The 10,326-nt window shown below is 35.7% G+C and carries 8 protein-coding genes; 7 read left to right on the top strand and 1 reads right to left on the bottom strand.

From position 1 onward, the window contains the following. Positions 1-452: 452 nt before the first annotated feature. The 7 genes from ACFSAH_RS17005 to ACFSAH_RS16975 are packed head-to-tail and all read left to right on the top strand — an operon-like array spanning position 453 to position 9,584. On the top strand, positions 453-3,470 hold the full coding sequence (locus ACFSAH_RS17005) for a tetratricopeptide repeat protein (RefSeq protein WP_379663943.1): 3,018 nt from the start codon (positions 453-455) through the stop codon (positions 3,468-3,470). 10 nt (positions 3,471-3,480) lie between these two features. Continuing rightward, positions 3,481-5,190 (top strand): porin family protein, encoded by a 1,710-nt coding sequence (locus ACFSAH_RS17000; protein ID WP_379663942.1) that lies wholly within the window; start codon positions 3,481-3,483, stop codon positions 5,188-5,190. Positions 5,191-5,234: 44 nt separating this feature from the next. Then, positions 5,235-6,308 carry an HU domain-containing protein gene (locus ACFSAH_RS16995; RefSeq protein ID WP_379663941.1) on the top strand — a complete coding sequence of 358 codons (1,074 nt, stop codon included), beginning with the start codon at positions 5,235-5,237 and terminating at the stop codon, positions 6,306-6,308. Between the two features lie 19 nt (positions 6,309-6,327). After that, a complete protein-coding gene (locus tag ACFSAH_RS16990; RefSeq protein WP_379663940.1) occupies positions 6,328-7,017 on the top strand; it encodes a MotA/TolQ/ExbB proton channel family protein in 690 nt (229 codons plus the stop codon). Next, complete coding sequence (locus ACFSAH_RS16985; RefSeq protein WP_379663939.1) at positions 7,017-7,415, top strand: ExbD/TolR family protein; 399 nt, start codon at positions 7,017-7,019, stop codon at positions 7,413-7,415. Before ACFSAH_RS16990 ends, ACFSAH_RS16985 begins: the two co-directional genes overlap by 1 nt. Next, positions 7,412-8,248 (top strand): energy transducer TonB, encoded by an 837-nt coding sequence (locus ACFSAH_RS16980; RefSeq protein ID WP_379663938.1) that lies wholly within the window; start codon positions 7,412-7,414, stop codon positions 8,246-8,248. The genes ACFSAH_RS16985 and ACFSAH_RS16980 overlap by 4 nt, the downstream gene beginning before the upstream one ends. Positions 8,249-8,300: 52 nt before the next feature. Beyond that, on the top strand, positions 8,301-9,584 hold the full coding sequence (locus tag ACFSAH_RS16975; protein WP_379663937.1) for a bifunctional folylpolyglutamate synthase/dihydrofolate synthase: 1,284 nt from the start codon (positions 8,301-8,303) through the stop codon (positions 9,582-9,584). A 6-nt stretch (positions 9,585-9,590) separates the two neighbouring features. On the opposite strand, the gene ACFSAH_RS16970 is transcribed toward ACFSAH_RS16975, so the two are convergent. Then, positions 9,591-10,319 (bottom strand): hypothetical protein, encoded by a 729-nt coding sequence (locus tag ACFSAH_RS16970; protein ID WP_379663936.1) that lies wholly within the window; start codon positions 10,317-10,319, stop codon positions 9,591-9,593. Positions 10,320-10,326 lie beyond the last annotated feature (7 nt).

The following is a 10,326-nucleotide window of genomic DNA, read 5'->3' as shown; positions in this document are numbered from 1 at the left end:
AGCCAGCTATAGCTTCCTTTTTAAAGGATTCAAAATCAAAATCGTATTGTGTTGCCATATTTATGTCGATAGTTTAAAGTTACACTATTGACACAGTTCGTGAAATACCCTCACCTCCAATAAAACGCTGGAACAAAAATGTATCAAATTTTAAGGAAACTCATACCTTCTCCATATTAAGCACCTTTAATATGGACACCTTTATTTAATTCCATCTATTATCATATAATTCTTCATTTATTCTTATTCATAACACATTTTAACATTACCCATAAAGTCATTTTTATTAAAAAATACCGGACTTGTATACCACAAAAAATAAACAAAGACTTTGCTGAATATATTATTTCGTTGAATATTTCGTTTTAGAAAAGGATTAATGTATTTTTTGTCCAAAATACCGTTACCTTTGAACATATATTAACATCCTATAAAGATCGTTTAAACATACTATGCTTAAGAAAATAACCTTAACAGCTTCTATTCTTTATACAGCTATAAATTTAAGCGCGCAAACTCCCATACAATATCAGATTAATGATAAGTATAAAAATGCGTTAGAGCTTTTAGAAAAAGGCAAATATGCAACTGCATCATCTCTGTTCAGAGATGTAGAGAAACTCAATTACATTACATCCGGACAAACAGATACCAGATTAGATATATCAGAAATAAAAACCAATGCACAATATTACAGAGCATTGTGCGCATTAGAATTACGTAATGATTATGCCATCGATTTATTCATGGCCTTTATCAGACAACATCCTGAAAATGCCAAAACAAAGCAGGCCTATTTCCAGGTGGGTAAATTTTATTTCAGGTTGGCAGATTATAAAGAAGCGCTTAACTGGTTTACCAAAGTAAGCTCTATGGATATGTCTGGCGAAGAAGCTAACGAATACCGTTTTATGACTGCTTACTCCTTTTTTGAAATGGGAAATTATGCAGATGCAAAACCATTATTCAGCGTAGTAAAAGACAGCAAATCGCCTTATGCCGAACAAGCTATTTACTATTACGCTTACATCGCCTATCTTGATAAAGATTACAAAACATCATTAGCTAATTTCGAGAGATTAAAAAACTCAAAAAATTATGAAAACAGCTATCCCTATTACATATCCTCTATCTATTTTTTAGATAAAAGATATGATGATGTTCTTGCTTATGCTATACCCATCCTCAACAACACCAAGCAACAATACGAAACAGAAATGTTTAGAATTGTAGGCTCATCATACTTTGCTAAAGGAGATTACCAAAATGCTATAAAGTATTTCGAAAAGTTTTTAGCAAACGATGGGGGGAAAACACAAAACGACCAGGACTCTTATCAGATAGGTTACACGTACTATAAACTTAAGAATTATAACAAAGCCATTGAACAGTTTGTAAAACTCAACACTGCGGCCAATAGTCACAACCAATTTGGTCTTTATACACTGGGAGATGCCTATCTGCAAACAAAAAACAAACAAGGAGCAAGAAATGCATTTCTTGAAAGCTCCAAATTTAATTTTGATGCTCAGATTCAGGAAGACGCATTATTTAATTTCGCTAAGCTGTCTTATGAGCTGGAGTTCCACAATATCGCTTTAGATGCAGCTAAAACCTATTTGAAAAACTACCCAAAATCAGCAAAGGTAAATGAAGCAAAAACACTCTTAGCTAACATCTTACTAAACACTAAAAATTATAAAGAGGCCATAGATCTTTTAGAGTCTATTCAGAATAAAGATGACGACGCTAAAGAAGCTTACCAGAAAGTAACCTACTACAGGGCTTTAGAATTTTATAACGAAAGAGCCTTTGAAAATGCTATAGGTATGTTTCTAAAATCTAACACCTATACTATAGATCCAAACATTCATGCTCTGGCCACTTATTGGTGTGCAGAAGCCATGTATGAAGTAAGAAAGTACGGCGAATCGGTAAACTATTTTGAGAACTTCCTGAAAATGTCTGCTGCCAGAAAAACAGACCTGTATAACTATGCAAATTACGCTCTGGGTTATGCTGCTTTGGAGGGGGAAAATTACGGAAAAGCCTCTACCTATTTTGCTAAATTCTTAAACGGAAACGAGAAAGATCAATCCACTATAAACGATGCTGTTTTACGTTTAGCCGATTCTTATTTTGGAGGTAAAAATTATGGTGCTGCACTGGGTAACTATAACAGAATTATTAGTGCCAAAACATCTAGTGAAGACTATGCATTGTTTCAAAGAGGTGTTATTGAGGGTTTAATGAACCAACCCGACACCAAAATAGCAACCTTAAACTCGTTACTAAGCAAATTCCCTAATTCAAATTATGCAGACGATGCAGGTTTTGAAATTGCCTATACTTATTTTCTGATTGGACAAGGAGAAAAAGCCCGTACAGATTTAGTGGGGCTAATAGAAAAATACCCAAGAAGCTCTTATGTCCCCAGAGCACTTGTTACTATCGGCTTAGTATATTACGATCAAAAAAATGATGAAGCGGCTTTAGAAGCCTTCAAAAAAGTGGTCAGTGAATACAAGTCTACTGACGAGGCGCAACAAGCCTTCAAATTAATCGAAAGAATTTACCTGGATTCTGGAAATGCAACTGCATTTATAAACTATGCGAATACCACCTCTATTGGTAATTACAGTATTGCAGAACAGGACAACATTATGTTTCAGGCTGCTAATAACAGATACCTGAGAGGAGACTGGACGGGTGCAGTAGAGTCTATTAATGCTTATTTTGATAAATTCCCGAAAGCCATCCAGGATAAACACGCCAAGTTTATAAGAGCAGAAAGCTATAAAAATTTAGGTAAAGATGCTGCTGCCATTGGAGATTACGAATATATTCTTAACGACTGGACAAGCGAATACACAGAAAGAGCTTTGATAAGTATATCTTCTATATACCTTAAAAACAAGCAGTACAACGAAGCAATTGTACACCTGAAAAAGCTAGAAATTGCTTCTGAATACAAAGCTAACTATCAATATGCATTAAACAATCTGATGAAAGCATATTTTGGTATGAATGTACCTGAAGAAGCCTTAAAATATGCAAGGTTAATACAGGAATACGAAAAGTCTTCTGAGCAGGATAAAAATGCTGCCAGCTTATATGCAGGAAAAGCTTATTTGGTAATGAACGAGACCAATGCCGCTCAAAAAGAGTTTGAGGAATTGCTAAAAACATCAAAAACTATAGAGGCCGCAGAGGCAAAATACCTGATTGCCAAAATAGAATACGACAAAAAAGATTACAAAGCTTCGCAAAAAACATTGTTCGACTTAATCAACAATATGCCTAACTACGATTATTGGGTAGCGAAAAGCTTTATCTTGTTGGCAGATAATTATGTAGGTCTAAAAGATAACTTCCAGGCAAAAAGTACCCTGCAAAGTATCATAGATAACTACGATGGCAAAGACGATATTTTACCAGAAGCAAAAGAAAAATTAAAAAAACTGAAATAGCAAAGAGTCCATGAAACTATCATATAATCTGACAAAATATATATTGATCTGTTCTTTAGGTGCAAGCACTCCCCTATTTGCTCAGGAAAATACAACCGGTGCTAAAAAAGAAGAAGAAAAACCTAAAGCAACAGTTGCAGAAGAAGTTGAAGTAGTGAGGGCATATAAACCCATACTCGCTGATGCTGTTAAAATCAGGAAAAGTCCGGATCTTAATGAGAAGAAGAATTTCGATCCTAAAGTAAAATACAACCTTTTGGATAAACGCTTAGAACTTAATTCAGAAATAAGAACTCTGGAAGCGCAAAAGCTGATTAAACAAAAAGAAGAAAAGCTATACAACAACTTTGCAAAATTTGGTATAGGTAATTTGGGAAGTACTCTGGGTGCACTTCATGTCGGCACAGACCGTGACGAAGCCTTACAAGCCGGCTTTGATTTTAATCATTGGGCCATGAGCAAAGGAGATATGAATAAGCAGATGATGACCGAACAGAATGTTTCTGCTTACGGAAGAAGCATAGGCAATCAGATTATTCTGGATGGTAAAATTGGCTATAACAGAAGAAGCAACCATTTTTATGGAATAGATCCTGCCGATCCTGCTCATAACCTGGATCCCAAAAAACAAAGATTTAACCTGTTTGAAGGCGATGGTTTGATGTACAATAGAGTAGATCCAAACGATATGGACAAATTTTCTTACGCTGCCCGTATCAATGGTTACATTTTCAACAATATATTCGAAGGTAAAGAAAGTGGCATAGCCTTATCTGGTGGTTTAAGCAAAAACATGAGTAAATTCCAGATAGGTGCCAATGCTGTAGCTGATTTCAACAATACAAAAGATATTGCCTACTCTTTAAGCAATCATCTCTTCAAAGTAAATCCATTCTTGAAATTAGACGGAGAGAAATTTAAACTGACAGCAGGTATTAATTATGTAGCAGAATTTGGAACAAATTCGAAATCAAGTCTGTTTCCTAATGCCAGTTTTGACTTTTCTGTAGTCAATAACTATCTGGCATTATTTGCAAAATTAGATGGTGATGTGTATAAAACCAGATTAAAAGACCTTAGCTACGAAAATCCGTTTATTAACGAGAATATAGACATCAGAAATCAAGTCGAAAAATTTAACTTTAGCGGAGGTATCAAAGGAACATTATCTGCAAACATTGGCTATAAAGCTTATATCACATACAAAAGCATTGACAACTTTTATTTCTTCGTAAACGATAGCTTACGCAGAGAAACCTTTAATGTAGAGTACGAAGCAGGAAAAACTGATATTTGGGGAATGACCGGAGAATTAAACATTAAATTTTCTGACATTGCAAGAATTGACGGTAAATTGGAATTAAACCAATACACCCCAAAATACGAACTTAATGCATGGCAACGCCCTTCTGTTAAGTTAAATGCAACCTCTTCTTTACAGATTGCACAAAAAGTACAGTTAACTGCAGACCTTTATTTTCAGGGCAATAGCAGAGCCAAAACTTATGATTTAGACCCTAATAATCCGCAAATAAGGGTAATGAATGTTCATAGCTTAAAATCATTTGTTGACATGGGTGTGGGGGCCGAATATAAACACGATAAGAGATTGTCAGCATTTATAAAAGTAAATAACCTCTTTGGAACAAACTACCAAAGATACCTATACTACCCTAGCTATGGGTTCAATATTTTAGGCGGAGTGAGTTATGCATTTTAAAAGCATTTTATTTATCCTGTAAAAAAAGCTATTTTTACGCAAAAATGAAGACCCCTTTGAATTTAAGAGCACTTATAGATAAAAATCACCGGATAATACTATCCGGTATTGGTGTATTCTATAAAAAGCGTACAGAGGCCATTTTTGATGAAAACAGAAACAGCTTTTCTCCACCAAGAGAAGATATTGGTTTTAGTTATAATCTAAGTGAATCTAATGATGATTACGGAAACCTTTCTACACAGGAAATAACTTATATAACCGAACTCTCTGCCGACCTTAAAGCACAATTAAGAGAAAACGGGAGCGCTGATATTGCAAACCTGGGGAAACTGAAAAGAAAAGGAGATGTTGTAGTTTTTGAAAAACTATCCGACTCTGAAGATTTCAATAATTCTTTTTTTGGTCTTCCAACACTTAAAATAGAAAAAGACTCAGCCTCTGTTAACCATAACACAACTGCATCAGTTACTCCTGAACCGGTCAAAAATGAAGAAAGCTTTTCTCTTGCAGAGCAAGCTTTAAGCGTGGCTACGCCTCAGGAAGATATGGATAACGAAGAGCCAGCTAAGTCTAAAACCTGGTTATATATATTCTTAATTATTGTCATTTTAGCCTTAAGCGGTTCCGCATTATATCTTTACAGACCCGATTTAGTTGCAAAAGCAATAGAACAGGTTAACCAACTCACAAGCTCTAAACAAATAGAAGAAAAACAACAACCAGCAGTAATTGATAGCCTTGCTAAATTAAAAGCAGACTCCATCTATAACGAGCAAATAAATATAGAACAGGAGTTAAAAGATAGTGGTTTTGAAGCAGAAAGAGTAAAAGACTCCACAAGCATTAGTATAGAACCAAAACCTGCAACAAATAAGCCTTCTATTCGTTATGAAATAATTATTAGTGCATGGAGAACAGAAGCCAAAGCCCTGACAGAACTTAAAAGGCTAAGAGCAAACGGAATAGATGCGCATATTTTAGATGATGGCGGATTATTGGTAAAAATAAGTGCAGCTAGCTTTTACAACAAAGAAGAAGCAGAAAAAGAATTAAAAAGAATACAGGAAGAAATAAATTCAGAAGCATTCATAAGACCTATTAAATTATTAAATTAAAAAAATCTAAAATAACACCATGTTTTTACAAGATACTGTTGACACATTCTCAAACACAATTCAGGCAATGCAGCAGGAAGCTCCCCAACAAGAGCTAAGCCTATTTGAATTATTAACCAAAGGTGGTTGGGTAATGATTCCGCTTGCTATACTAGCCCTATTAGGTTTAGTTATATTTTTTGAGAGATACCTCACCATCAAAAAAGCATCGAAAGACGATTCTCAATTGCTGTTACAGGTAAAATCAAGTATAAAAACAGGAAATCTGGATTCTGCAATTGCAATATGTAAAAGCAACAATACACCTTTAGGTCGTATGCTGCAAAAAGGTCTATTAAGAGTAGGCAGACCTATTAAAGATATTGAAGGTGCAATTGAAAACGTAGGAAAACTAGAAGTATCCAAATTAGAGAAAAACGTTGGTATTTTAGGTATTATTGCCGGTATTGCACCCATGTTAGGCTTCGTAGGAACAATCATTGGGGTTATTACTATCTTTCATGATGTTTCTGTAAAAGGTATCATAGAAATTGGTACAATTTCCGGAGGTCTTTATGTGAAAATGATTTCTTCTGCAACAGGTTTAATAATAGGTATTGTTGCTTATATCTTTTATAACATTTTGAACATGATGATCGATAAGATTATCTTACAAATGGAAACAGATTCTATTGAGTTTATTGATTTATTAGAAGAACCGGGAAGATAATGAACTTTAGAAAGAGACAAAGACCACAGGTAAGAGTACATACAGATGCACTGAATGACATCATGTTCTTCTTGCTTCTTTTCTTCTTACTGGCGTCTGCAGTGGTAAACCCTAATGTGGTAAAACTTTTTTTACCCCGTTCCAGTTCGGGACAAGCGGTACCGCAAAAAACAATCAATGTTTCCATCACCAAAGACTTAAAGTACTACGTAGAAAAAGAAGAAGTACCATTCGAGGCTTTGGAACAGAAAATATTGCCCTATCAGCAGGCAAACCCAGAGCTAACCATCATTTTATATGCCGATAGGTCTATCGCCATTGAAAATATCGTTAGCTTAACAGATATAGCAAACAGACTTAGAGTAAAAATGGTATTAGCCACAGAAACTAAGGAATGATTAACATATTAAAAACTAGCCCGGAGAATAATTACCCAAAAGCAATAGCCATTTCTATTGCCCTTTTGGTCGGCTTTTTAATATTAAGTATTTTCTATATCATCAACAAAGCAGAACCCATGGAAGAAGTGGGTACCGGAGGTATTATTGTAAACTACGGAACTTCTGATATTGGTATGGGAGACGATTATATGAGTGTGGATGAGGTATCTGCAGATCCTAATGCCAATCAGACAGCTCCTGATAAAATAACACCCAATGCCGAAGCTACACCAGAAAAAACAGTTAACCAACCTACTGAAAGTAAAGTGGTAACCCAGGATTTTCAGGATGCTCCTGCGGTAAATACTAAAACAGAAAAAACAAATACAGCCCCCGCTACTCAGAATACAGAGGCTAAAGAAACAAAGCCTACAGTTAACCAGAATGCTTTATATAAAGGCAAAAAAAGTCAGGGAACCGGAATAGGTGATGGTACAGGAGACGAAGCAGGTAACCAGGGAAAAGCTCAGGGAGATCCCTTTGCCAATAACTACGATGGTACAGGTTCCGGAAATGGAGGCGTAGCACTTGATATAAAAAGCAGAAGATTTGTATCTACACCCGTTATCAAAGATGATGGACAAAAATCAGGGAAAATTGTTGTAGAAATCAGAGTAGATAAACACGGAAATGTAATTGCTGCCAAAGCAGGAGCAAGAGGTACTACCCTACCAGACAGAGATCTTTGGGACAAATGCGAAACTGCAGCACTAGGTTCCAGATTTAACACGCTGGATTCTGCTCCGGAGACCCAAATAGGATATATTACTTTTAACTTTAAAGTGAAATAATAAAAAGCGTAAAGCGCTTGATCCTTTATTTCAAGCTGTATTTCTAAAAAGCATGACTTACCAGCAAACCCTTGAATATCTGTATAGCAGATTGCCTATGTTTACCAAAATAGGTGCTAGCGCTATAAAAAAGGACCTAACCAATACTATAGCATTATGTGAGGTACTGGCAAATCCTTATCAAAAATTCAAGTCCATACATGTTGGCGGAACAAATGGTAAAGGTTCTACATCTCACATGCTGGCCGCTATTTTACAAACAGCTGGTTATAAAACAGGATTATACACTTCTCCACATCTCAAAGATTTTAGAGAAAGAATTAAGATTAACGGAGAAATGATCTCAGAAAAAGAAGTCGTTAATTTTGTAGATACCATTAAAGATAGTATTGAAACGATATCCCCCTCTTTTTTCGAAGTTACCGTAGCCATGGCTTTTGATTATTTTGCCAAAGAACAAGTAGACATAGCCATTATAGAAGTAGGATTAGGCGGTCGATTAGATTCAACCAATATCATCTCTCCCGAACTGTCCATTATCACCAACATAGGTCTGGATCACGTAAATATATTAGGAAATACACTGGAAAAAATAGCTTTCGAAAAAGCAGGTATCATTAAAAAAAATACACCTGTAATTATTGGAGAATATTTACCAGTAACCTTACCCATATTTGCAGAAAAAGCCAATCACGAAAACAGTCCTCTTTATTTAGCGCAGGATCTTTTTCAGACAGAATTTATAGCCTCTCAAGCCACAACAAACACCATCAGGGTACAAAAAAGTAACGGACTTTCTGACGAACTGGACCTGGACTTAACTGGCTTATATCAGCTAAAAAACATAAAAACAGTATTTACTGCAGTTAACCAGCTTAGAGAAAAAGGATTTAACATCACTACAGACCACCTCAAACAGGCACTTAAAAATGTTAAAGGAATAACCGGACTAATGGGAAGATGGCAAGTGTTACAGCAAAACCCTTTGGTAATTTGCGATACCGGGCATAATGAAGACGGAATAAAAGAAGTATTAAAAAACATAGCCATTACCCCTCATCAACAATTACATTTTGTATTGGGGATGGTCAAAGACAAAGACATTGCTAAAGTACTTTCCTTACTTCCTCAAAATGCCGTTTACTATTTCTGTGCACCTGCTTTCGAAAGAGCCAAGCCCGCCAATGAGCTAGCACAGGAAGCTTCTGGTTTTGGCTTAAAAGGCCATGCATACACAAGCATATCCGCAGCACTGGAAGCCGCTAAAAACAATGCTACGACAAATGATTTGATCTTTGTTGGCGGAAGCACTTTTGTAGTTGCCGAAGTTGTTTAAAAAAAATTATCTGAATTTATATTTTAAACCAATATTTTGACTGGTAACTTTAATTCCCGTCCCCGGTAATGAAATACCGGCCAAACCATCAGAATATAACGTAAAGCTATCGGTAATCCGTAATGAAAGTCCCAATCCCGTAACTATAGCTCCTTCCACAGCACTTTCTTTGTAATGATAATCTACCGCTTCCGCATCCGCTTTCTCCACATACTCTTTAATCATGATATCTTTCTTTGCAAAAAAGACTTCAGGTCCCAACAACCAATGAAACTGTAACCTTTTCTCTGTGGCTTTTGTCAGTGTAAATGAGGCATAAGCACCTATTTGAAAAAAACTGGATTTATTATTTTCGGTATCCAAATCAACTCTGGTTGATATACCTGTATACATCTTCCCATAAAAAAGACTTCCCTTTATACCAAATCTACTGGTAACTTTATTCTCTAACCCTAAAAAAACACCCGAACTATAATCAAATTTATCTATAGACGGTATGATATCATTAACAATATTATAATCAGACAATGATGCAGAAGAACCAGGAAAAGCCTTCTGCTTTTTATCTTTCCAAAAATTATAGCCATAAGAGACCGAGACACTCACCTCTCCGCCACCTGTCTGGTAAAGATTAACAGGTCTGGGGCCATTAACTACTATTTGCGAAAATATATTTCCAACGTTCCAACAAAAGAATAACAGAAATAATAGAGAGCTTACGTATAATTTAGACATAGTGCGT

Source organism: Pseudopedobacter beijingensis (assembly GCF_042678145.1).
Taxonomy (GTDB): Bacteria; Bacteroidota; Bacteroidia; order Sphingobacteriales; family Sphingobacteriaceae; genus Pseudopedobacter; species Pseudopedobacter beijingensis.
This window is presented reverse-complemented; position numbering and strand designations above follow the sequence as displayed.

Bases quoted from the DNA above. Each gene is read 5' to 3' on its own strand.
- ACFSAH_RS17000 (WP_379663942.1), top strand. From the start codon at position 3,481: ATGAAACTATCATATAATCTGACAAAATATATATTGATCTGTTCTTTA.
- ACFSAH_RS16970 (WP_379663936.1), bottom strand. From the start codon at position 10,319: ATGTCTAAATTATACGTAAGCTCTCTATTATTTCTGTTATTCTTTTGT.
- ACFSAH_RS16975 (WP_379663937.1), top strand. From the start codon at position 8,301: ATGACTTACCAGCAAACCCTTGAATATCTGTATAGCAGATTGCCTATG.
- ACFSAH_RS16985 (WP_379663939.1), top strand. From the start codon at position 7,017: ATGAACTTTAGAAAGAGACAAAGACCACAGGTAAGAGTACATACAGAT.
- ACFSAH_RS16990 (WP_379663940.1), top strand. From the start codon at position 6,328: ATGTTTTTACAAGATACTGTTGACACATTCTCAAACACAATTCAGGCA.
- ACFSAH_RS17005 (WP_379663943.1), top strand. From the start codon at position 453: ATGCTTAAGAAAATAACCTTAACAGCTTCTATTCTTTATACAGCTATA.
- ACFSAH_RS16995 (WP_379663941.1), top strand. From the start codon at position 5,235: ATGAAGACCCCTTTGAATTTAAGAGCACTTATAGATAAAAATCACCGG.
- ACFSAH_RS16980 (WP_379663938.1), top strand. From the start codon at position 7,412: ATGATTAACATATTAAAAACTAGCCCGGAGAATAATTACCCAAAAGCA.